The sequence below is a fragment of the Agrobacterium sp. 22-223-1 genome (assembly GCF_053522385.1).
The window spans coordinates 353,735-377,130 of the sequence record NZ_JBNWCN010000004.1 but is presented as its reverse complement, the minus strand read 5'-3'; the positions used below and the strand labels follow the sequence as shown (position 1 = coordinate 377,130).

The window sequence follows — 23,396 nt, the reverse complement described above, 5'->3', positions numbered from 1 at the left end:
TCCTGTTGCAGGGGGCTTGCTTGCGTCCCGTGGGAATAGAGATACTCTGGAGGCTGCCGGGGCTGGATTGGCGCCTCTGACAGAAAACGAGCCGAAACTGACAAAACGGGGTGTGGAGCGCATGGCAGGTGTAACGGGAAGCGCGCTGGAAGTGGGGCTGGTCCTCTATCGGGACTGTCAGATCGCCATGGTACATGGCATCACCGATCTTTTCGCCATCGCGTCGGTATTTTCACAGGATCGCGGCGGGCCGAAATTGCGGGTCAGCCACTGGAGCATGGGCGAGGGCGGTGAATTTTCTCGCTGTCATGATACCGAGCCCGACAGGCCGGGACATCCCGATATCTTCGTCGTGCCCGGCCGACTGACCGGGCCTGCCGAAATCGATGAGGCCGAGCCCTATGCCCGCTGGCTGCTGGATCGGCATGCGCAGGGCGCGACGCTGGCCGCCAGTTGCGGCGGTTCCTTCATCATCGCCGCAACGGGTCTTTTGTCCGGCCGCCCGGCCACCACCCACTGGCTGTTTGCCGAGCGGTTCCGCGACCGTTTTCCCGATATCCGGCTGGAGATCGACAAGATCGTCATCGAGGATGGAGATATCATCACGGCAGGCGGGCTGATGGCGTGGACCGATCTCGGCCTGCGCATCGTCGACCGGCTGCTCGGACCTTCGGTGATGATCGAGACCGGAAAGTTCCTGCTGATCGACCCTTCGGGGCGTGAACAGCGCCATTATAGCAGTTTCGCCCCGAGGCTGACGCATGGCGATGAGCCGATCCTGAAGGTGCAGCACTGGCTGCAGGCCCGCGCCGGGCGGGCGACGAGCGTTACCGACATGGCCGGCCATGCCGGGCTGGAGGAGCGGACCTTCCTGCGCCGCTTCAAGGCGGCGACCGGCATGAAGCCCATCGAATATGTCCAGCATCTGCGGGTCGGCAAGGCGCGGGAATTGCTGGAATTCACCCGCCGTTCGGTCGACCAGATCGCCTGGTCGGTGGGTTATGAGGATTCAGCCGCCTTTCGCCGGGTGTTCCACCGCATTCTCGGTCTCTCACCGGGTGAATATAGGAGCCGCTTTTCCAGCAGTTCGGCCATGGCTGCAGCGTGAGGGCGGCCAACCGTCCCGGCGGCGCGGAGGCCCGGCCCTTGCAATGTAGCGGGTGTTTGCTAACATGCCAGACAAGTTTAAAACAGGTGGGCCGGAATGGACGTTGAGAGCAGCACGAAGCAGGGGGTATCGCTCGCGGCGAAAATCAGTTCGGCGTTGCGGCGGGATCTGTCGGAGGGTGTGTTCCGCCCCGGCGACCGTCTTCCGAGCGAAAGCGAACTGACGCGTGAATATTCCGTCAGCCGAACGGTGGTGCGCGAGGCCATCGCCATTCTGCGCGCCGATGGCCTCGTTGAAGCCCGCAAGGGTGCGGGCGTTTTTGCCGTCGAAGTAAAACCGGCCAAGGAACTGCCTTTTAACGATCTGGCCGTGGGGCGAATTTCCTCGGTGATCGAATTGCTGGAATTGCGCACCGTTTTCGAGGTCGAATCCGCCGGGCTTGCGGCATCGCGCCGTTCCGCCGTGCAGGTGGAGGCGATTGTGGATGCGCATCGGCGTGTCGGCGATTGTCTCGCCGCCGGCCTGCCGACGCGGGACGCCGATTTCGAGTTCCATCTGGCCATTGCACAGGCGACGCAGAACAGGCGTTTCCCGGAATTCCTTCAGCTCATTCGCTCCGGCATCATTCCCCGCGGCGAATTGCAGGGTGCGGCACCCGGGTCGCGTCCCAAGGACTACAACCTGCATCTCCAGGAGGAGCATGCGAAGATCGTCGACGCCATCATCGAAGGCGATGCCGATGCCGCCCGCCAATATATGGCGGCGCATCTGCGCGGCAGCCTTGAGCGCTACAAGGTGCTTCTGCGCTCCCGCACCGCGGTGGAGTGATCCAGAAATGGCCTATAGGCCAATGGTTTACGCAGTTGCCCGCCGATAGAAGGCCAGCGAGGCGGCGAGCGTCAGAAGCGCGCCGCCGCAAATCCGGTCGAGCCACAGGGCTCCGGATTTCCGCAACAGCCGGACGGCCTGCGAGCCGAACAGGGCATATCCGAACATCACGATGAAATCGATGCCGGCGAAGATCAGCGCAAGCGCCGCATATTGCTGGAGCTGCGGCGCTGAGGGATCGATGAATTGCGGCAGGAAAGCCGAAAAGAACAGATATCCCTTGGGGTTGGTCGCCGCCACGAGAAAGCTCTTGAGAAAAATCGAGCGGGCGGAGGCGGCATTGCTGGCTTCTGCCGATTGAAGGACGCCATCGAGCGTGCCTCTGGAGCGCAAGAGCATGACGCCGAGGAAAGCAAGATAACAGACGCCCACCCATTTGACGACGCCGAACCAGAATTCGGAGGCCGCAAGCAGGGCGCCCAGTCCCAGTGCAACCGCGCCGATCAGGACGAAATCCGAGAGAACAGCGCCAGCCATGCCGATCATGGCGCGGCGTATTCCGAATCTCGAGCCATTGGCAAGCGCCAGCAAAACGGTGGGGCCGGGTGTCGCAATGCCAATAAAGGCGACGACGGCAAATGCCAGAAGCGTCATCTCAGCCATATTTTCCTCACCCTGAAGGCACGGACGTCATCGGCATCATAGCCGGGGGACAGGTATCCGCGCATTCTGCAAGACGGAGAATACAGGCTTTTGCGGTTGCGGCAACGCAGGCACCTTTCTCCAAAACAAAAACGAAAGCCGGGTGAGCCCGGTCTGAAATTTCCACCCCGGACACATATTTCGGAACCTCGGCCAATGCGGATTTCGCTGGCATGCGCTTGACAGCCTCCAACACCTGTGACAACTTGCGGATAGTTGTCAGACAGGATTGCGCCTTGGTCACTTGCGCGGTCGATCTCTGGCAAGGGAGGAATCATGTCAAAAAGACGCCTTTCGCTGTATGGCCTGTCCGGCCAGATCGGAAGTATTGCGGTTACGCTGCTTGGATTGCTGTTGCTGACCTTTTTTATCGGTCGCCTGATGCCCGCCGATCCCGTGCGCGCGATTGTGGGCGAGGATGCGACGCGCGAAACCTATGAACAGGTCTATCACACGCTCGGTTTCGACCGTCCGCTGTGGCAACAGTTCTTCTATTATCTCGGAGACGTGTTCACCGGCGATTTCGGAACCTCGATCCGCACCGGCCGTCCGGTCATCGAAGACATCATCAGGGTCATGCCGGCGACGATGGAGCTGGCGACCTTCGCGATCCTGATCGGTGCCGGCCTCGGCATTCCCATGGGCGTTTATGCCGCCGTCAACAAGGATCGCTGGCAGGACCATCTGGTGCGGGTGCTCAGCCTGTTCGGCCATTCCATGCCGATCTTCTGGACGGGCATGATCGCGCTGATCGTTTTTTACGCCCATCTCGGCCTTGTCGGCGGCGGCGGACGCATGGACCAGTTCTATATCGGTCTGGTCGAGGAGCGGACGGGCTTTCTGTTGATTGACAGTCTGCTCGCGGGTGACATGGAGGTCTTCTGGTCGGCGATCAACCACCTCATCCTTCCCGCCGCTTTGCTCGGTTATTCCTCCTCGGCCTATATCACCCGCATGACGCGCAGCTTCATGCTGGACCAGCTGGGCCAGGAATATGTAACGACCGCCCGCGTCAAAGGCCTGTCGCAGCGACAGACGGTATGGCTGCATGCCTTCGGCAATATTCGCGTGCAGCTCGTCACCATTATCGCGCTTGCTTACGGCTCGCTGCTGGAAGGGGCGGTTCTAATCGAGACCGTCTTCGCCTGGCCGGGTTTCGGGCAATATCTCACCAGCAATCTTATCATCGGCGACATGAATGCGGTGATGACCTGCGTTTTGATCGTCGGCGTCATCTTCATCGGACTCAATCTCCTGTCCGACATTCTCTACCGCTTTTTCGATCCGAGGACCCGCTGATGACGGCCCGTACAGAAACCTCCTTCCGCCTTCCCGTGCCCTTGAACGCGCTGAAGAACATCGTCGTTTTCCTCCTGAAAAGCCCGACATCGGCCTTCGGTCTGGCTGTGCTGCTGCTTCTGGTCATCGCCGCGATTTTCGCGCCCTGGCTTGCGACGCATGACCCCTACGCACAGGATCTCGCCAATACGCTGAAGGCCCCGGGTAATGGCCACGTCTTCGGCACCGATGAGCTGGGACGCGATATATATAGCCGTCTTCTCTGGGGCGCACGCATCACACTCACCATCATCTCGCTGGTGTCGATCATCGTCGGCCCCGTCGGCCTTCTGGTCGGCACGGCTTCCGGTTATCTCGGCGGCAAGTTCGATACGGTGATGATGCGCATCACGGATATCTTCCTGTCGTTTCCGAGCCTCATTCTGTCGCTCGCCTTCGTCGCAGCGCTCGGGCCCAGCCTCAACAATGCGATCATCGCGATTGCGCTCACCTCCTGGCCGCCGATTGCGCGCCTTGCCCGTGCCGAAGCCATGACCTTTCGAAAGGCAGATTACATTGCCGCCGCGCGGCTTCAGGGCGCGTCGCCGCTGCGCATCATCGTCAAGTCGATCATGCCCATGTGCCTGCCTTCTGTCCTCATCCGCCTGACGCTGAACATGGCGACCGTCATCCTCACTGCCGCCGGCCTCGGCTTCCTCGGCCTCGGCGCGCAGCCGCCGCTGCCGGAATGGGGGGCGATGATCGCCACCGGCCGGCGTTACATGCTGGATAGCTGGTGGCTCGTCACCTTCCCCGGCATCGCGATCCTCTCCGTCAGCCTCGCCTTCAATCTTCTGGGTGATGGCCTGCGGGATGCGCTCGATCCGAAGCAGATGAACCGGAGATAGGGCCATGGAAAAATCAATCCTCGACGTCGAAAATCTCCGCATCCGTTACGGTGGCTCGCCTACTGAGGCGGTGCGCGGCATCTCCTTCACACTCGGGCGTGAACGGCTCGGCATCGTCGGCGAAAGCGGCTCGGGCAAATCCACCGTCGGCCGCGCCCTGCTGCGCCTTCTGCCATCGGCGACGATCACCGCCGACAGGCTGGATTTCGATGGTCTCGATCTTCTCAAGCTCGATGAGAAGGAGATGCTGAAGGTTCGCGGCCGGCGCATGTCGATGATCCTTCAGGATCCGAAATTCTCCCTCAACCCCATCCGCCGGGTCGGCGACCAGGTGACGGAGACTTATCTGCGCCACTTCAAGGCTTCGAAAGCCGAGGCCCGGGAAAAGGCGCTGGCCATGCTCGATGCGGTGAAAATCCGCGATGCCGCCCGGGTTTACGAGCAATATCCGCATGAGATTTCCGGCGGCATGGGCCAGCGTGTCATGATCGCCATGATGCTGCTCGCCGACCCCGATCTCGTCATTGCCGATGAGCCGACCTCGGCGCTTGACGTGACGGTGCGGCTGCAGGTGCTGAATATTCTCGACGGTCTGGTGCGGGATCGCGGCATCGGCCTCATCATGATCAGCCACGACCTCAATCTCGTGCGCAATTTCTGCGACCGGGTGCTCATCATGTATTCCGGCCGGGTGGTGGAAACGCTCGCCGCACGCGATCTCGATCAGGCACAGCACCCCTATACGCGCGGCCTTTTGGCGGCGCAGCCGCGCATCGGCGGCACGCGCTCACCGCTCGCGGTGCTGGATCGCCGCCCCGAATGGCTGGAGGAGAACGTATAATGGCCGTTTCCGTTGAAACCCGCGATCTCTCCATAACCTTCGGCAGCGGCCATACGGCGCTGAAGGTGCTGCCTTCCGTATCCTTCCGTGTCGAGCCGGGCGAATGTTTCGGGCTGGTCGGTGAAAGCGGCTCGGGCAAATCCACCGTGCTGCGTTGTGTGTCGATGCTCAACGATTTCTGGACCGGCGATATTCTCATCGATGGCAGGTCGGTGCGCGATATGCCGCTGATCGAGCGGTGCCGCATGCTGCAGATGGTGTTTCAGGATCCCTACGGGTCGCTGCATCCGCGCCAGTCGGTGCGCACTGTGCTTTCTGAATCGCTTGCGATCCATAAGCTCGGCGACCGGGAAGAGCGCATGCGCAAGGTCATCACGGATGTCGGCCTGCCCGTCGCCTTTCTGGATCGTTTCCCGCACCAGCTTTCCGGCGGCCAGCGGCAGCGCGTGGCGATTGCCCGGGCGCTGATCCTCGAACCGTCACTGTTGCTGCTCGATGAGCCGACGTCTGCGCTCGATGTCTCGGTGCAGGCGGAAATCCTCAACCTCCTCCAGCGCCTGCGGGAAGAGCGCGGCTTCACCTATATCATGGTGACCCACGATCTCGCCGTGGTCGATCATATGTGCGACCGTTTCGCCGTGATGCTGCGTGGCGAAATCACCGAAATCCTGCCGCGCGACGCCATCGCCGGCAATGGCGCGACGCATCCCTATGCGCGCGAATTGATCGGCGCCTCGCTGGAATATGAAGGCGCGTGACGGCTCCAAGAACGTGATCGTCCTCCTCCGGGGCCTCACGGATAATAACATCCTCCTTCCTTGCCCGGCCTCCCTGCCGGGCATTTTTTTGGGATGGCTTGAGAGGGGCAGGCCGGCAACTGCGCCATCGGGTATTGACGTAATGATGAAGCAGGAACGGGCGATGTTTTGCTGAGCTCCCTCCAACCGTCATACCGGCCTTGAGCCGGTATCCAGCCAGCCCAAGTCCTTGGGCTGAAAGGCCTCTTTCCGCCGTGCAGACGCATGTCGGCTGGTTCCGGCTCAAGGCCGGAATGACGGAAGCGATATGTTTTCACCAGTCGGAGCCGTTCTGTGCAGTCTTGCCGCAAACAAAAAGGCGCGGGGGTAAGCCGCGCCTTTTCCTGAGTAACCGCTGTGTCGGCGAATTACCGCTCCTTGCTCACTTCTTCAAACCGCGAAAGCCAGGGGCTGACGATCATGCCCTTGACGTCACTGCGGAAGGCGGCGGTGTCGATGACCTCGGAGAAGGGCTGAATGGACATGACGATCTCGTCCATATAGCCCTGCAGGTCCTCATAAAGCTTCGTCTGTTTCGCCACGTCGCGCTCGACCAGCGCCTCCTCGATCATCTTGTTCAGCTTCTCATCGAAGAAACTGGTGCGCCAGCTCTGGTAATTGGTGAGCTTGGCGTCATCGGCATTGTTGGGGTTATAGGCGATGGAGCGCAGGTTGTTGTCCGGATGCGGCTGCTGGCCGCCGCCGCCGCGGCCGAGCAGCAGTTCGAAATTCCGCTCGCGCATGGCGCCGTAGATCTGGTCGCCGGAGCCGCTGATCAGTTCGGCCTGAATGCCGGCCTGAGCCAGCGTATTCTGGATCGCCGTTGCCGCCTTCATGAAAGGATCTTCCGAAAGCACGCGCAGCGTGGTCTTGAAACCGTTGGGATAACCGGCCTCAGCCAGAAGCGCCTTGGCTTTTTCGATGTCGAGCTTGTAGCCCTGATCCGGCAGCGCGCCCATGACGCCGGTGCTGAGGGAGCGCTGATGCAGCTTGCCGTAATAGGGCATGACCGCCTTGTCGAGACCGTCGTAATCGATCAGGTAACGCAGGGCCTCGCGCACCTTCTTGTTTGCGAATTTCTCATCCTTCATCGAAACGCTGAGGTAATAAAAACCGGAGCCGGGTGTGGATTCGATGGTGACGGCCTTGTCGGCCTCTAGCGATTTCAGGTCCGGGGCCTGCAGGGAATAGGCAACGTCGATATCGCCTTTTTCCAGCATCAGCCGCTGCGATTGCGATTCCGGCAGATGGCGCATCAGGATGCGCTTCATCTTGGCCTTCTCACCCCAATAATCGTCGTTGCGGGTGAGGATGATATATTCGTTGGATTTCCATTGCGTCAGCTTGAAGGGGCCGGAGCCGGCGGAATTCAGCGTCAGCCATGCGCCGCCAAGATCGCCGTCCTTTTCATTCTCAAGCGCCGTCTTGCTGTCGATGATCGAGCCGGGGCCGTTCTGTGCAAGGATCATCAGGAGCAGATTGGGATCGTCGGGCTTCGGAATATTCAGCACGAAGGTCTGGTCGTTTTCAGCGACGAAGAGCTTGTCGGCCTCTTCCAGCTTGAAGCCGCGGGTTTTGAGGAAAGACGATTGCGCCAGGTTGCGGGCGAGCAGCCGCTTCAGGCTCCACGCCACGTCCTTGGCCGTTACGGCATTGCCGGACGCGAATTTGGCATCGGCGCGCAGATGGAAACGGATGGATTTCCGGTCCTCGGCAATTTCCCAGCGTTCGGCAAGGCGTGGCTGAACGCTGCGATCTTTCGGGGAAAGCACGACCAGCGTGTCATAGACATTGTTCAGCACCTGCACGGTCTCGCGGCCGGTAATGGCGGCCGGATCGAGGGTGAGGATATTGCTCATGGTCGTGGCGACGATGAGCTGGTCCTTCGGCGTTTCGGCAAAGGCGCTGAGCGGCATGGCGCCGATCAGCAGGGCGCCAAGTGCTGCGGTTGCAAGAAAATGTTTCATCTTTCCTCCCAATACGGCCGGTTCATACGGCCTTTCCACGTTTTGATCCACACGCCCGGTTCCTCCTCGGGTGTTGCAGGATCAGCCAAGAATCTCTCTGACCGGAGCTGCGAGCGCCCGGCCGATTGCCGCCGTTGCCGGCGCATCCAGATGCACGCCATCCACCGGTGAGGCGCTGGCCACCGATCCGGCATCGAAAAAGGCATGTCCGAGTTCGGCGGCGAGCTTGCGATAAAGCGGCGCAAGCCTGAGCGATTGCCCTACATCCCGCCCGCCGGCAGGTTCGCCGCCCGGGCCTGCGACGCAGGGCGGCGGGGCGACGATCAGCAGTTTCGGCACGGCCTCGCGCGGTTTGTAAATGAAGGTCTCGACGATCTGCGCCAGCCGCCGCATGCCGGAAACCGCCGCTTCCGCCCGCCCGCCATGCACCGGCTTGATGTCGTTGGTGCCGAGCATGATGATGACGAGATCGAGCGGCATGTGGCAGGACAGCGCGACTTCAAGCGCCCGTGCGCCATTGCGGCAGGCCGGGCCGGCGTGGTCGTCGTAACAGGTGGTGCGCCCGCCAAGCCCCTCGGGGTGAACCTTAGCCTTCCCGGCAAGCGCGGCCTCCAGCACCTCCGGCCAGCGGTGTTCGGCGGGGTGTCGCAGACCCGTGGCGGGGTCCGCGCCCCAGGTGAGGCTGTCTCCGAAGGCGAGCACCGTTTTCATCGCCCGTTACCTCACCCGGTTGTTGTCGATGAAGGTAAAATCGATGTCCTCGCCAAGGCCGGGCCGATCAGGGACATGGACGAAGCCGTCGCGGTCCATCGGGTCGGACAGCGACTTCAGATAATCGTGGCCGTCATCATATTCGAGGAAGGGGTGCAACAGGCCGCGCTCATACCAGCGGCAATTCTTGGTGGCGGCGACAACATGCAGGTTCATGGCCGTATTGCCATGCACTTCGCATTCCATGCCGAAGGCTTCGGCCAGATGCATGGTCTTCAGCGCCGGGGTGATGCCACCGACATCGTTGACGCCGGTGCGCAGAATATCACAGGCGCCGGCCTTGATCCATTCGGCGCGATGCCAATGCTTGCCGGCAGCGCTTTCCGGGCCGACGACCGGAATATCGAGATTGTCGGAAAGCCATCTGTAGGAAGACAGCGACTGCTCATCCATCGGCTCCTCAATCCAGTCGAAACCGAGTTTTTCAAGGCCACGGCCCAGCGCCAGCGCATCGGTGCGGGAGTACCAGTGGAAGGCGTCGATCATCAGGCGAATATCGGGGCCGACCGCCTCGCGCACGGCCGCGCAGGCCTTGAGGTCCATCTTCACATCCGGCGCCCAGCTGACGGGCGGCATCCAGGTGTGCAGCTTGATGCCCTTATAGCCGCGCTTCACCAGCGTTTCGGCAAAGCGGCCGTAGTCTTCCGGCGTCGCCAGCCCGCCCTCTAGCTCGTCGCCGCACATGATGGAGCCATAGGCCAGCACTTTGTCACGATAACCACCGATCAACTTGTATACAGGTTGGTTGAGCGAGCGCCCGGCAAGGTCCCACAGGGCGCAGTCCACCACCGCCAGCGTGCGGTCGGTCAGCTGCGCGGCCGATCCGCGCTGCCAATGGGCAAGGTCCTGCCATAGCCGTTCGCGGTCGCGATGATCCTCACCGATCAGAACTTTCTTGACGAATTTTTCGATGACATGCGGGCGAACGATCTCCGGCGCGGTGAAGGAATGGCCTTCCTGACCGTCTTCGGTGCGGATGGTCAGCATGGCCTGTTCCACCTGATGCGCCGGACCCGGATGCGCGTGACCGGCACTGTCCGAGTGCCGACGGGTCGTCGTGCGGAAAACACGGACCTCGACGTCGGTGATGATCATAATTCCTCCCTAATGCAGGTATGGCAGCGTTTGTGATTGCTGCAATGTCATACATGTATGCGTTATTTGTCAACATGTATGATAATCTGTATTACATGTTGGTGCGGAAAATCAAGACCATTTGCGCACCGTGTTGCACAGCTCTTCAATGTGAGAGGGCGACTGAGGGATATCTTGCCTTTCGGAGAAGAAGGTCCGACGGGAGGCGTGAGCGCGGCCTATTCCAAAGGAGGGGTGTTAATCCATAATTTTAGTAGATTATTGAATCGCGCAATGATCTTTCAACAAAGGCCGGGACTATAAACGAACATGCCGTGCCAGCCGTGCCTGTCATCATGCATTCTGCGTGGGTATGCGCCGCATTGAACGGCTGTCCGGAACGGGGATGGCTGCATCTGCGCTGCTGAGCTTCAACACTCATTTCCGGACCTTACAGCCATGCCCCTTTCCCATATCTCCCACTTCGCCTTTCTGGTTCCCGGCAATTATCACGATGATGATCCTGCCGAGGGGCTGGAAGAAACTCTGCAGCTTTTCGAAGCCGGAGAGGCGCTGGGTTATCACAGTGCCTGGGTTCGCCAGCGCCATCTGGAACGGGGCGTGTCATCGGCGGCAACTTTCCTCGCGGCGGCATCGCAGCGCACGAAACGGATCGGCCTCGGCACCGCCGTCATTCAGCTTGGTTATGAAAATCCCTTCAGGCTGGCTGAGGATTTGGCCACCGTGGATGTCCTGTCGCGCGGGCGGCTGAATGTCGGGGTTTCGGTGGGCGCGCCGCCCTTCGCCCATCTTGTTTCGGATTATGTCGATACGGTTCACGATGCGGATTACAGCCACGCCCGCGCCGAAAAGCTGGCGAGGGCCTTGAGATCGGAACCGCTGTCCAGCGAGACGGAAGCGGGCAATGCGGCGGGCGCGCAGGTGCCGCGCCTGCGTCCAGTCGCCGAGGGGCTGACGGATCGGTTATGGTACGGCGGCGGATCGCAGAATTCCGCGCGCTGGGCTGGCAAGGCAGGGTTCAATCTTCTGACGGGCAATATCGTCAGCGGCGAAAATACCGATGATTTTTTGACCGCGCAGGCGGCGCTGGTCAGCCGCCTCCGGCAGGAATGGGCGCTTGAGCGCCAGCCGCGCGTCGCTCTTGGCCGCGTGATCCTGCCGACCGATAGCGCGAGCCCCGCGACCCGCCGCCGTTATCAGGAATTCGCCGCCGAGCGTGACAGGCGCACGACCACGCCGCATGGCGCGCGCCGCACGCTTTTCCTGCCCGATATCGTCGGGACGACCAACGAGATTCTGGAGAAACTGTCGCGCGATCCCGTTCTGCCGCACGTCTCGGAATTCCGCCTCGAACTACCCTATGAATTCCAGCCGGAAGATTATCGCCAGATCGTCACGGATTTCGCCTCCGTCCTGCCGCAGCTTTCCGGCGGGCGGCCGGTTTTGAAAGTGGCGACGGGCCAATAATATGTTCCGCTCCCGCTATTCCCGCCTCCAGCGGGACTAGCGGGAGGACACCTTCAACAGTGCCATATCTGCCGTTCAATCTGGATAAGGCAGGCCATAGCGGTCGCGGATCGTCGAACCTTCATATTCGCGCGGGTAAACTCCCCGATCCTGCAGCACCGGCACGACCTTTTCGACAAATTCAGCAATGTCGTCCGGCGCGCGCGGCGGCTGCAGGGTATAGCCGTCCACCGTGCCGTCCTGCCAGAGGTCGATAATGCCATCCGCCACCTCTTCCGGCATGCCGAGCAGCAGCCGATGGTGTCCCTCCGAGCGGCGCACGGCCTCGCGGGCGGTGAGTTTTTCATGGCTCAACAGGTCAGAAAGGCCAAGCCCCATGCCCACCGCCCATTGCCGGTTCTGGTCCGGGATGAAACGTTCCGCATCGAGTTTCACATCGGGATTGAAATCGCGGGGATCGATGCCGTTTTCCTTGGCGAAGCGCGCCAGCAGACCGTCTTCGGAGCCCGTTCCGCTATACAGTTCGTGTTTGCGCAACGCTTCTTCCCGGGTCTCGCCGAGAATGACGACAAGGCCGGGAACGATGCGGATGCCGGAGGGATCGCGACCGAGGGAGACGGCGCGGTCACGGACCTTCTTGCCGAAGGCCTGGCCCGCCGGGCGGGACAGGATGTTGCAATAGATGATCTCGCCATGGCGTGCCGCCAGATCGATGCCTCCTTCGGAGGCGCCGGCCTGTGCGATGACGGGATGTCCCTGCGGCCCACGCGGAACGTTGAGCGGGCCTTTCACATGGAAATATTGCCCCTCGTGATCGATGGTCTCGGCCGTCGCCGCATCCCAGAAGCGCTCTTCCGGCACTTCGCCTTCGCGGCGCGGATCCCAGCTCGACCAGAGTTTTTTCGCCACATCGAGAAATTCGGTGGCCTTGGCATATCTCTCGCTGCGCGGCGGCAGCGGATCGTTGCCGAAATTGGCGGCGACATTGGGATTGAAGGAAGAAACGATATTGACGATCAGTCGTCCGCCGGTAACGAGATCGATGGATTGGGTTCGTCTGGCGAAATTATAGGGCGAATTATAGGTGGAGGATATCGTTGCCACAAAGCCGATATCCGGCACCTGTGCGGCAAGCGATGTCGAGAGAATAAGTGGATCGATGGTGTGAAACGGGCGGCTTGCCGGGTCGGTCAGCAGCGCCGGGTGGTCGGAGAGGAAAACGGCGTCGAACCGGCCCTTATGGGCCAGCTCCGTCAGCCGCCGATAATAGCCGATATCGTTAATGTCGTGCCGGTCTCCGCTCCGGTATCTCCAGGCATTGGCGAGGTATCCGGTGGTGTTGATGCCGACATTGAGATTGAGCCGGCGTTTGGTCTTGCTCATGCTGCCACGTTTCTTTCAGGTCTGTTGGATTGCCGGCCTGTATGACCGGCGCAATTGCGGGAAGCGTAACAGCCGGAGGTCCGGTCGCGAGTTAAAAATCCTTGCTGCTCGGAGAAGAAAAACTTTCATCCGCAGTAGCACCCAAGCTGTGGTTGAAAGGGAGATAACGGGTGAGGCGGGGTGGGGGATGCGACCCGAAATCTTGCCATTCTCGAAAGGGTATTCCGTCGTCTTGGCGAAGCACTCACAAGATGGAAACGAATTTCCCCAATCGCGCCTGAAATAGTACACTTTATCTATAGAAAATATTTTATGGCGTGTAGCGTGCCGTTCAGATCGCAATTTCGAGGACGAACGCCATGGCTGATGCCGCCCTTCGCCAGATAACCCAACCCGTAACCGTGTGGTACACACGCTGCCCGGCGCCCACGCCGCTTTCCATCGCGGCGCAACTGGGCTGGATCGAGGACAGTTTCGGCGCCCACGGTATCTCTGTTTCCTCCATTCGCGATGCGGCCGATCCGGCCATTCGCCAGAGCCATTTCGATCATCGTCTGGACTGGTCCTTCCGTCAGGGCGGCAATATCCCGCCGATCTGGGCGAAATCAGGCGGCCGGAAAACACGGCTGGTGGGGCTGACGAGGACCGACGAGTTTCAGGCCATCATCGCCTTGCCAGCCAGTGGAATAAGCAGGGGCAGCGACTTGAAGGGGCGGCGCATCGGCCTGCCTAAACGACCGAATGAAACCATCGATTTCCAGCGTGCGACATCGCTGAAGGGCATCGTGTCGGCGCTGACGGTCTCGGGCCTCGCCGTCGCGGATGTCGAGCTTGTCGATCTCACGGCGAAAGAGCCGGTGTTGCTCGATCCTTCTGACGACAGGTTCCATGGTCTGCGCCGGCGGTTTCCTTATGGCGAGGAGATTGCAGCGCTGCATCGGGGCCAGATCGATGCGTTTTTCGTCAAGGGCGCGGAAGGCGTCACCGTCACCAATCTGATCGGTGCGCAGGTCGTGGTGTCGACAGGTTTCCACCCCGATCCGAAAATCCGCATCAACAACGGCACGCCGCGCCCCTTGACGGTGGACGCCACCTTCGCCGATGAGCGGCCCGATCTGGTGGCGGAACTCGTCGCCACCGTACAGCGGGTTGCCCAATGGGCAAATGACAATCCGGCGGAAGCCGTGCGTTTCATCGCCCGTGAGATCGGCGTCAGCGAGGAGGCGGTTCTGGCTGCGAATGGTCCGGATGTATACCGCAATCTGAGGCTTGATCTCGATCCGGCCGAGCTGGATGCACTGAGCCACTTCAAGGATTTCCTGCTGGAATGGAAATTCATTCCGGCGGATTTCGATGCGCAGGACTGGGCCGATCCACGCGCCCTTTCTCTACAGCAAGATGCTGCGCAACGCAGTGCGGGAAAGTGAGGGCGTCATGACAGCCACCATTCTTGTAACGGGCGCAACCGGCAAGCTCGGCAAACGTGTCGTCAGCCGTCTTTTGCAGAGAGAGGCGAAGGTTCGGGTGCTGACCCGCAGGAGCGAGGATGCGCTCAAGCTCTGGGGCAACAGGGTTGAGATTGCGGAGGGAAATTTCTCCGACCCGGCCAGCCTGAAGGAGGCCTCGCGCGGTATCGAGACCGTCTTTCTGCTTTCCCCCATCGGTGAAACGCTGGCGGCGGACCAGAATGCGGTCATCGATGCCGCCCTCTCAGCCGGTGCGTCGCGGATCGTGAAAATCTCCGGCTCCGACTGGACCATTGAGAATGCCGGATATTCCATTTCGGGGGCGGCGCATGCTGAGGTGGAACGGCATCTGGCCGCAAGCGGTATCGCGCATACCGTGCTGCGGCCGAATGCGTGGATGCAGGTTGCGCTGGAACCCGTTGTCGCCGCGCTGCGCAAGGGAGAGGATGTGCCCGCCCGCTTTGGCGACGCGGCTGTCTCCTTCATCGATGCGGACGATATTGCCGATGTCGCGGTTCATGCGCTCACCACAAGCGCACCTGTTTCCGGCACCCTGGTGCTGACCGGTGGTGAAGCCCTGTCGGCGCTGGAAATCGCCCGCATCGCGGCACGCATCCAGCATCGGCCCGTGGGAATTTCGGACAATACCGCCCCGGCCTTGCCGCCGCATATAGGCGCGTTTGAACAGAAGGCGATCGGCGAATTCGGCCAACTCATCCGCAACGGCCTTGCGGCATCCGTCAACAATACCGTCCAGCAGATTACCGGCCGGTCGCCCCGCAGCGTGGAGTACTATCTGCGTGTCCGGCTGGCAACCACCCCGCAGGATCATTCCGAGGGAGAAAAGACATGGCGTTGACTGTTCCGCTGCCTGAAGGTTCCGAGCTGAAAGGTCTCGACCTAAAAAGCCCGGTCGATTTCGAAGACAGCCCGCTTAGCCGGGCGGTGAAACAGCCGCTGATGCTGGGCCTGTTCCTCAATCTGCAGGACATCAATTTCTCCAGCCTGCCGACCAGCAACAGCTGGACCTTCGATTATAATGTCGAACTGGTGAAGCGCGCAGAGGAGCTTGGTTTCGAAATCGCCTTCAGCCGCACGCAATGGCTGCCCAAGGGCGGTTATGACGGTGAATCCTCGCTCGACAGTTTTATCGCGCTTGGCGCCATGGCGGCGGTCACGAAGAACATTCTGCTGATCTCCACCATCCATGTGCTTTATGGGCCGCTGCATCCGCTACATCTCGCCAAATATGGCGCGACGCTGGATCATATCGCCAAGGGACGCTGGGGCATCAATATCGTCACCGGCCACCGTGCCATCGAGCATGAAATGTTCGGCTGGCAGCGTATCGACCACGACAAGCGTTACGACATGGCCGGCGAATTGTTCGATGTGTTGCATCGCCTGTGGGGTGAGACTGAGAACTTTTCCTACGAGGGAAAACTCAATCCCTGGGCGATCAACAATGGCTGGATCACGCCGAAACCCGCTTTCGGACGCCCGCCGCTGGTGACGGCGACTGGATCACCTGCGGGTATCGATTTCGCCGCCCGTCATTCCGATCTGGTTTTCGTCACTTCGCCCGGCGGCGCGCATATAGACAGCGCGCTGGAAACGCTTCCCGATCATGTCACAAATATTAAAAACCGCGCAAAGGCCTATGGCCGGCAGGTGAAGACGATCATCAATCCGATCATCGTTAGCCGCGATACGGAGAAGGAGGCGATCGCCTATGCCGATGCCATCGAGGCTGGAAAACCGCAGCCCGGCACCCGAGCCTTCGCCACCAATAATTACAGCAGCGATGCCCATGCCTGGCGCGGCCGTGGCGATGCGCGCCACAAGCAGGGCCGCAATCTTGGTGGCAATATTGAGATCATCGGTTCGCCGGAGCAGGTAGTAGAGCAGCTTGTCGGTCTGAAAAAGGCCGGGATCGATGGGGTTCAGCTGAATTTCTACGATTTCCGCGAAGACCTCGATTATTTCGCCGAGCGCATTCTGCCCCTGATGAAGGAGGCGGGCCTGAGGCTCTGACGCCTCTCCCGCTGCATTTTCCAGTTCCGAAACCCACACTTCGCAATCGCCTGATTGCGGAAACGATATTTTTTGCCCTGAGGAGATACCGTGAATATCGCCGTCGATCCCGTCAAAACGCCCGCACCTAAAATCCTGGATCGGATCGGGACCTATGTTCCCGAACTCGTCTCCATCCGCCACGATCTGCACCAGCATCCGGAAATCGGTTTCGAGGAGGTCCGCACCTCCGGCATCGTCGCCGAAAAGCTCGCCTCCTGGGGCATTGAGGTGCATCGCGGTTATGGCAAGACCGGCGTGGTCGGCGTGCTGCGTGGCCGCCATGCGGGCAATCGCTCCATCGGGCTGCGGGCGGATATGGATGCCCTGCCGATGCCGGAGGAAACCGGTCTGCCCTATGCGTCGGTCTATCCCGGCAAATTCCACGGCTGCGGGCATGATGTGCACACCACCATCCTGCTCGGCACCGCCCGTTATCTGGCGGAAACCCGCGATTTTGCCGGCACGGTGGTGTTCATTTTCCAGCCGGCCGAGGAAGGTCTCGGCGGGGCGCGCGCCATGATCGCCGACGGGCTGTTCAAGGACTTCCCCGTTGACGAGATTTACGGGCTGCACAATTCCTCCCATGCCGCGCCCAATCATCTGAAGGTTTCACCCGGCACCATTCTGGCGGGGGCGGATTTCTTCGATATCCGGCTTAAGGGCAGGGGTGCCCACGCCGCTCACCCCGATGTTTCGCGTGATCCGGTGCCGGCGACGGGTGAACTGATCCAGGCACTGCAAACCATCGTCAGCCGCAACGTGCCGCCAACCGATCCTGCCGTCCTGTCGATCACGCGTATCGAGGCGGGATCGGCCTATAACGTCATTCCCGAAACGTCAGCGATTGCCGGGACGGTGCGGGCCTTCTCCGACAGCGTGCGCGAAACCATAAGAGAGCGCATCCGCACGATTTCCGATCATATTGCCGCAGCACATGGCCTCACCGCCGAGGTGGATATTCGCGACATATTCTCGGTTCTTACCAATGACGATGCATCTGTGGGGATCGTCGCCGGCGTGGCGCGCGAGGTTCTGGGAGACGAGCGCGTTTCCACCGAGCCCGGCCGCTTCATGGGTAGCGAGGATTTTGCCGATCTCCTGAAACACGCGCCCGGCGCGTTTTTCACCCTCGGCCATTCCGGCACGGTGCCCGCCCATAATCCCGGTTTCATCGTCGACGACGCCATCCTGCCGGTTGGCGCCACTCTGTTTGCCCGGCTGGTGGAAACCCGGCTGAAACCTGCGTGAAAATTTAAAAACAAGCCTGCAAGAGGAAACATCCATGAATATTACAAGACGTAAAACATTGCTTTTGAGTGCAGCGCTAACCGGGGCAATGCTGTTGCCCTCCCTGCCGGCTCTGGCGGCGGAAACGCCGAAAAAAGGCGGCATAGTCACTCTTGCGGGTCTCGGCGAGCCGACGACGCTGGTGCCGCTTTCCGATTCCAATACGCGCACCCGCGCCATTTCCACGAAAATCCTCGAAGGGCTGGTGCGGTTCGACAGCGAATTCAAACCGCACCCGGTTCTGGCCGAAAGCTGGGAAACATCGGCCGACGGGCTGCGCCACACTTTCAGGCTGCGCAAGGGCGTCAAATGGCATGACGGCAAGGATTTCACGTCGCAGGACGTCAAATTTTCCCTGCTGGCCTTCAAGAAGGTCGGTCCACGCGGGCGCATCACCTTCGCCAATGTTGCCGATATCGAAACGCCCGATCCGCTGACGGCCGTGGTGGTGCTTTCCAAGCCCGCGCCCTATCTCCTGCGGGCGCTGACCGGTGGCGAAACACCCATCCTGCCGGCCCATGCCTATGCTTCGGAAAATTACAATGAAAGCCCGAATGGGAACGCGCCAGTCGGCACCGGCCCCTTCGTCTTCGAGGAATGGAAGCGCGGCAGCTATGTGAAGCTGAAGAAGAACCCGAACTACTGGCAGGCCGATCTTCCCTATCTCGACGGTTTCGTGGCCCGTTTCGTCGCCGATTCGGCTTCCACCACCATTTCCGTGGAGACGGGCGAGGCGGATTATACCGCCGATGTGTCCTACAGCGATCTGGAGCGTCTGCGGCAAAATCCGAAGCTTGCGGTGGAGGTCTATACCGACTCCTATCTCAACAATGCCGCCGTCTTCGAATTCAATCTCGAAAATCCGATCCTTGCCAAAAAGGAGGTCCGGCACGCGCTGGCACATGCCATTGATCGCAATTTCATCAACGACGCCATTTTCTTCGGGACGGCGAAACCCGCCGGTTCGAACATTCCGGCTGTTTTCACCGCCTATAATGACGAGAAGCCTTTCACCTATCCCTTCGATCTCGCCAAAGCGAACGAATTGCTGGACAAGGCCGGCTACCCGAAGGGCGCGGATGGCACCCGTTTTTCGTTGCGACTGGCCTTTCTACCTTCCGACGTCTTCCGTAAAACCTCCGAATATCTACGCTCGTCCTTCGGCAAACTCGGCGTGAAGGTGGATATTGTCGAAGGCGATCTCGCCACCTTCATCAAGCGGGTCTATACGGAGCGCGGTTTTGACCTGACGGTGAATGGCATCAGTCGGCTGTTCGATCCGACGGCGGGCGTGCAGCGCCTCTATTGGTCCGACGGGATCAAGAAACCTGCGCCCTATGTCAACGCCGCTCACTACAATAATCCAAAGGTGGATGATCTTTTCCGTGCCGCCGCGATTGAAGTGGACGAAACGAAACGGGCGGAGCAGTTCCACGATATCCAGAAAATCACCGGCGACGATCTGCCGAATTTCTCTATCGTAGCCCTGCCGACCGTCATTCTGCGAAATACCAGCCTGAAATCGCTCGTGACGACCATCGATATTGCTTATGGCGATCTGGCGACGGCCTGGAAAGGCGAGTGAGGACAGAAATCCGGCGATCCTGCGGTGCGAGAGTTATGACGAATTTTTCTCCGCATTCGACGTCATCCTCGGTCTTGTACCGAGGATCTGCCAAGGCATCCTCGCCTTGTAGGTTGCAGATGCTCGGGACAGGCCCGAGCATGACGAAGGAGAGGTTTTACGCCAACAGCATCTCCCCAGAACCCGGCAATTCTGCCGGGTTTTTTATTGCCGAAATCCGCCTTTCATCCCTTTTTGCACCTTCGCGCCGCACGCCCGTTTCACGGAAAAACTTTGCGCATGAAACAGGTCGGGCGAAACAGCGATGCCATCTGCGAAAATTTCAAAAAAATAAGTTTCATCAATAATTTAGCGCAAAGGAATTCTTCGTTTCAAAGCAAGAATTGCTTTCTGGACCCGCGCTCTGGCCGCCTGCACTGTGAGCTGGAAATCTCACCCTCACATGACGGATGCCATGGCCAAGGATACACTTTTTTTGATCGCCCCCGGTTTTGAGGACCCCAAGCACCCCGGTGTCCGCTTCGTCTGCCCGCATTGCAACCAGATCGAAGGCCTGCTTGCCGCCTTTCCGGATCTTGCCGCCGGGATCGATATCCGCCGCGTCGGTTTCCAGCGCCCGCGTGAGGCTGTCATCGCCGCTGTGGGTGAGGAAAACCAGTCGCTGCCGCTGTTCATCTTTGCCGGCGACGCACCCAGCGACGCTACGGCCAAGGGCGAGACACATTTCATTCAGGATACCAAACGCATTTTGCAAATCCTCGCCGAGCGCCACGGTTTCCCGCAGCTGCACTGAATTACCGCGCCCGCTATCGGATTTTTTCGGAGACAGACATGACCATTTCCAGACGCCAGTTTCACAAAATTGCACTTGCCGCCGGCGCTTTCGTCGCCCTTCCGGGCGGTTCCTTTGCGGCTGCCGAAGAGCCGGTTTCGGGCGGCACGCTCAAGATTGTTTATTTTCCCGAGCCGACCCAGCTCGTGGCGATCAATACCAGTGCGGGCGGTCCGCAGTTTATCGGTTCGAAGATTTATGACGGGCTTTTGACCTATGATTACGAGCTTTTGCCCAAGCCGAGCCTCGCCAGGGAATGGAGCGTTTCGGCCGATGGGCTGGAATATGTCTTCCACCTGCAGCCGAAGGCGAAGTTTCACGATGGCAAACCGGTGACATCGGCAGATGTGGAATTTTCCATTCTGCGGCTGAAGGAAGCCCATCCGCGCGGCCGCGCTACTTTCTCGCATGTTGAAAGTGTCGATGCCTCCGATCCGCTGGTCGCGAAAGTGAAGCTTTCCAAGCCGGCGCCGGGCCTCATCACCGCGCTCGCCTCGTCGGAATCGCCAATCGTGCCGAAGCACATCTTCGAGACCTTCAAGCCGACCGATAATCCAAAACCCGCCCAGATCATCGGCAGCGGCCCCTTTGTGCTCAAGGAATGGGTGCCGGGCAGTCATATTCTTCTGGAGAAGAATGCGGACTACTGGGATGCGCCGCGCCCCTATCTCGACCGCGTCATCATCCGCCTCATCAACGATGCGGGCGCACGCGCAGCGGCGCTGGAAACCGGGGAAGGAGATATCGGCCCCAACCCTGTGGCGCTTGCCGATCTGGAACGGCTGAAATCCATTCCCACGCTGAAGGTGGATGACCGCATCTATGCCTATGCCGGCCAGCAGAACCAGCTGGTGATCAACCTTGAGAATGAATATCTTAAGGAATTGAAGGTCAGGCAGGCCATCGCCCATGCCATCGATGTCCCGGCGCTCATCGATACCGTGCTTTATGGCTACGCCGTGCCATCGCCGACGCCGATCAGCCCCGGCCTTGCGAAGTTCCACAATCCGGATATCGGTTTCGCCAAGTTCGATGTCGCACAGGCCGAAAAGCTGCTGGATGAGGCCGGTTTCCCGCGCAAGGATGGCGGCAAGCGCTTCAAGCTCCGGGTTACCACCAACCCCTTCAATCCACAGACCTATTCGGATTTCATCGCGCAGGCGCTGTCGAAAATCGGCATCGAGGCGGATATCCAGAAATTCGATTTCGGCACCTATGTGAAGGTTGTCTATACCGACCGCGCCTGGGACCTTTCGGTGGAATCCCTCTCCAACACTTTCGATCCGACAGCGGGCGTGCAGCGCGTCTATTGGAGCAAGAACTTCAAGATCGGCCTGCCCTTCTCCAATGCCAGCCACTACGCCAATCCCGAAGTGGACCGGCTGCTGGAAGCGGCGGCGGTGGAGCCGGATATCGAAAAACGCGCCGCCTTCTTCAAGGAGTTTCAGGCCGTTATCGCAAAAGATCTTCCCGTCATCAATCTTGTCTCCCCCATCCAGCCGGTCGTCGGAAGCGTCCGCATCAAGGATTATGCGACCGGGGCGGAGGGGCTGAGCGGCAATCTCGCCAAGGCCTGGGTGACGAAGGAGGCGTGAGAGCCTCCCAACCCTTCGGTTCAGAGCGAATAAGAGGTCATTTCCATGAGCAGAAAATCCGAGAAGCTGGTTCTCAATGCCTTCATCTATCCGGGCGGACATCACGAGGCGGCCTGGCGGCATCCGGACTCCGAGCCGCATCGCGTCACCGATATAAAGCTCTATCAGGATATCGCCCGCAAGGCCGAGGCGGCCAAGCTGGATGCCATCTTCTTCGCCGATGCGCCGGTGCTGGACGCCAATATCCGCTATGCCGCCCGCCACCGGCTGGAGCCGATCACCATGCTTTCGGCACTCGCCGCCGTCACGGAAAAGATCGGCTTCATCGCCACGGCCTCCACCACCTATTACGAGCCTTACAATCTCGCGCGGCTGTTCGCGTCCGTCGATCATATCAGCGGCGGCCGGGTGGGCTGGAACATCGTCACGACTTCGGCCGATGCGGCCGCCGGCAACTTCAATCTCCAGAAGCATCCGCCGCATGCCGATCGTTATCGTCAGGCGATTGAGTTCGTGGATGTGGTGACGAAGCTCTGGGACAGCTGGGAAGATGACGCCATTGTTGCGGATAAGGAAAGCGGCCTTTTCGCCGATACCGACCGCATCCATCCGGCCAATCACGACGGCGAATTTTATCGGGTGCGGGGCGCGCTGAACGTGCCGCGTTCACCGCAGGGTCGGCCGGTCTATGTGCAGGCCGGCTCCTCGGAGGAAGGGCGTGGTTTCGCCGCCCATTATGCCGAGGCAATCTTTACCGCGCATCAGACTCTGGAGAGTGCGCGGTCTTTTTATTCCGACATCAAGCGGCGCGTCGCGGCCACGGGGCGCAATCCCGCCCATGTGAAAATACTGCCGGGCATCAGCCCCTTCATCGCGTCAACCGAAGAGGAGGCGTTGAGGCTCGAGGCGTCTTTCAACGATCTCATCCAGCCGGCCTTTTCGCTCGGCCAATTGCAGCGCATCACCGGCATCGATCTCTCATCGGCCGATCTCGACCAGCCCTTGCCGAAGGAGGCCGTGGAGGCGACGCGGGCGCAGGCGGATAGCAGCCGCCATCAGCTGGTTCTCGATGTCATCGACCGGGAAAATCCGACGATCCGGCAATTGCTGCACCGGCTTGCCGGCGGACGTGGCCACAAGGTGATTTCCGGAACGCCGGAACAGGTGGCGGACTGGATAGAGACCTGGTTCCGTGAGGGTGCGGCCGATGGCTTCAATATCATGCCGCCATGGCTGAATGGCGGGTTCGACAACTTCGTCGACGGGGTCGTGCCGATCCTCAAACAGCGAGGTCTGTTCCGCGAAGATTATGAGGGCGATACGCTGCGTGACCATTATGGCCTGCCTCGGCCGGAAAATATCTATGTGGCGAGAGAGTTGCAAAGGGAACGCGCCTGAGGTGGGACGGGC

Annotated in this window: 20 protein-coding genes; 15 read left to right on the top strand and 5 right to left on the bottom strand. The window is 60.3% G+C overall.

The window, feature by feature from the left end:
- Positions 1-121 precede the first annotated feature (121 nt).
- Positions 122-1,108, top strand: a complete 987-nt coding sequence (locus ACQZ60_RS19195; RefSeq protein WP_269831842.1) for a GlxA family transcriptional regulator — start codon at positions 122-124, stop codon at positions 1,106-1,108.
- Between the two features lie 96 nt (positions 1,109-1,204).
- Positions 1,205-1,936, top strand: coding sequence for a FadR/GntR family transcriptional regulator (locus ACQZ60_RS19190; protein WP_035261197.1), 732 nt, complete (start codon positions 1,205-1,207; stop codon positions 1,934-1,936).
- 27 nt (positions 1,937-1,963) lie between these two features.
- On the opposite strand, the gene ACQZ60_RS19185 is transcribed toward ACQZ60_RS19190, so the two are convergent.
- The gene (locus ACQZ60_RS19185) at positions 1,964-2,599 is read right to left on the bottom strand and encodes a LysE family translocator (RefSeq protein WP_448735900.1); all 636 of its coding nucleotides are present in this window, start codon (positions 2,597-2,599) and stop codon (positions 1,964-1,966) included.
- Positions 2,600-2,914: 315 nt separating this feature from the next.
- Between ACQZ60_RS19185 and ACQZ60_RS19180 the strand changes: the two genes are divergently transcribed.
- The 4 genes from ACQZ60_RS19180 to ACQZ60_RS19165 are packed head-to-tail and all read left to right on the top strand — an operon-like array spanning position 2,915 to position 6,423.
- Positions 2,915-3,937, top strand: a complete 1,023-nt coding sequence (locus tag ACQZ60_RS19180) for an ABC transporter permease (protein ID WP_448735899.1) — start codon at positions 2,915-2,917, stop codon at positions 3,935-3,937.
- Positions 3,937-4,824, top strand: coding sequence for an ABC transporter permease (locus tag ACQZ60_RS19175; protein WP_003524723.1), 888 nt, complete (start codon positions 3,937-3,939; stop codon positions 4,822-4,824). The genes ACQZ60_RS19180 and ACQZ60_RS19175 overlap by 1 nt, the downstream gene beginning before the upstream one ends.
- A 4-nt stretch (positions 4,825-4,828) precedes the next feature.
- A complete protein-coding gene (locus ACQZ60_RS19170; protein WP_448735898.1) occupies positions 4,829-5,665 on the top strand; it encodes an ABC transporter ATP-binding protein in 837 nt (278 codons plus the stop codon).
- Positions 5,665-6,423, top strand: a complete 759-nt coding sequence (locus ACQZ60_RS19165) for an ABC transporter ATP-binding protein (RefSeq protein WP_003524721.1) — start codon at positions 5,665-5,667, stop codon at positions 6,421-6,423. Before ACQZ60_RS19170 ends, ACQZ60_RS19165 begins: the two co-directional genes overlap by 1 nt.
- Positions 6,424-6,830: 407 nt before the next feature.
- On the opposite strand, the gene ACQZ60_RS19160 is transcribed toward ACQZ60_RS19165, so the two are convergent.
- The 3 genes from ACQZ60_RS19160 to ACQZ60_RS19150 all read right to left on the bottom strand — a co-directional run bounded on the left by ACQZ60_RS19160 (position 6,831) and on the right by ACQZ60_RS19150 (position 10,295).
- Positions 6,831-8,429: an ABC transporter substrate-binding protein gene (locus tag ACQZ60_RS19160; protein ID WP_020813126.1), complete on the bottom strand. Its 1,599-nt coding sequence runs from the start codon at positions 8,427-8,429 to the stop codon at positions 6,831-6,833.
- An 81-nt stretch (positions 8,430-8,510) separates the two neighbouring features.
- Complete coding sequence (locus ACQZ60_RS19155; protein WP_020813127.1) at positions 8,511-9,140, bottom strand: SGNH/GDSL hydrolase family protein; 630 nt, start codon at positions 9,138-9,140, stop codon at positions 8,511-8,513.
- 6 nt (positions 9,141-9,146) lie between these two features.
- Complete coding sequence (locus ACQZ60_RS19150) at positions 9,147-10,295, bottom strand: mandelate racemase family protein (protein WP_020813128.1); 1,149 nt, start codon at positions 10,293-10,295, stop codon at positions 9,147-9,149.
- A 438-nt stretch (positions 10,296-10,733) separates the two neighbouring features.
- On the opposite strand from ACQZ60_RS19150, the gene ACQZ60_RS19145 reads away from it, so the two are divergent.
- Entirely contained in the window at positions 10,734-11,762 is a 1,029-nt protein-coding gene (locus tag ACQZ60_RS19145) for an LLM class flavin-dependent oxidoreductase (RefSeq protein WP_020813129.1), read from the top strand.
- 75 nt (positions 11,763-11,837) lie between these two features.
- On the opposite strand, the gene ACQZ60_RS19140 is transcribed toward ACQZ60_RS19145, so the two are convergent.
- Positions 11,838-13,145 (bottom strand): NtaA/DmoA family FMN-dependent monooxygenase, encoded by a 1,308-nt coding sequence (locus tag ACQZ60_RS19140; protein ID WP_448735897.1) that lies wholly within the window; start codon positions 13,143-13,145, stop codon positions 11,838-11,840.
- Between the two features lie 359 nt (positions 13,146-13,504).
- Between ACQZ60_RS19140 and ACQZ60_RS19135 the strand changes: the two genes are divergently transcribed.
- The 8 genes from ACQZ60_RS19135 to ACQZ60_RS19100 all read left to right on the top strand — a co-directional run bounded on the left by ACQZ60_RS19135 (position 13,505) and on the right by ACQZ60_RS19100 (position 23,384).
- Positions 13,505-14,572 (top strand): ABC transporter substrate-binding protein, encoded by a 1,068-nt coding sequence (locus ACQZ60_RS19135; protein ID WP_020813131.1) that lies wholly within the window; start codon positions 13,505-13,507, stop codon positions 14,570-14,572.
- Between the two features lie 7 nt (positions 14,573-14,579).
- Positions 14,580-15,470 (top strand): NmrA family NAD(P)-binding protein, encoded by an 891-nt coding sequence (locus tag ACQZ60_RS19130; RefSeq protein ID WP_448735896.1) that lies wholly within the window; start codon positions 14,580-14,582, stop codon positions 15,468-15,470.
- Entirely contained in the window at positions 15,461-16,645 is a 1,185-nt protein-coding gene (locus tag ACQZ60_RS19125) for an LLM class flavin-dependent oxidoreductase (RefSeq protein ID WP_448735895.1), read from the top strand. Before ACQZ60_RS19130 ends, ACQZ60_RS19125 begins: the two co-directional genes overlap by 10 nt.
- Positions 16,646-16,735: 90 nt before the next feature.
- Entirely contained in the window at positions 16,736-17,935 is a 1,200-nt protein-coding gene (locus ACQZ60_RS19120) for a M20 aminoacylase family protein (protein ID WP_448735894.1), read from the top strand.
- Between the two features lie 34 nt (positions 17,936-17,969).
- Positions 17,970-19,559: an ABC transporter substrate-binding protein gene (locus ACQZ60_RS19115; protein ID WP_448735893.1), complete on the top strand. Its 1,590-nt coding sequence runs from the start codon at positions 17,970-17,972 to the stop codon at positions 19,557-19,559.
- A gap of 442 nt (positions 19,560-20,001) precedes the next feature.
- A complete protein-coding gene (locus tag ACQZ60_RS19110) occupies positions 20,002-20,352 on the top strand; it encodes a DUF3088 domain-containing protein (RefSeq protein ID WP_448735892.1) in 351 nt (116 codons plus the stop codon).
- A gap of 38 nt (positions 20,353-20,390) precedes the next feature.
- A complete protein-coding gene (locus tag ACQZ60_RS19105) occupies positions 20,391-21,986 on the top strand; it encodes an ABC transporter substrate-binding protein (protein ID WP_448735891.1) in 1,596 nt (531 codons plus the stop codon).
- Positions 21,987-22,031: 45 nt separating this feature from the next.
- Entirely contained in the window at positions 22,032-23,384 is a 1,353-nt protein-coding gene (locus ACQZ60_RS19100) for an LLM class flavin-dependent oxidoreductase (protein ID WP_448735890.1), read from the top strand.
- Positions 23,385-23,396: the final 12 nt, after the last annotated feature.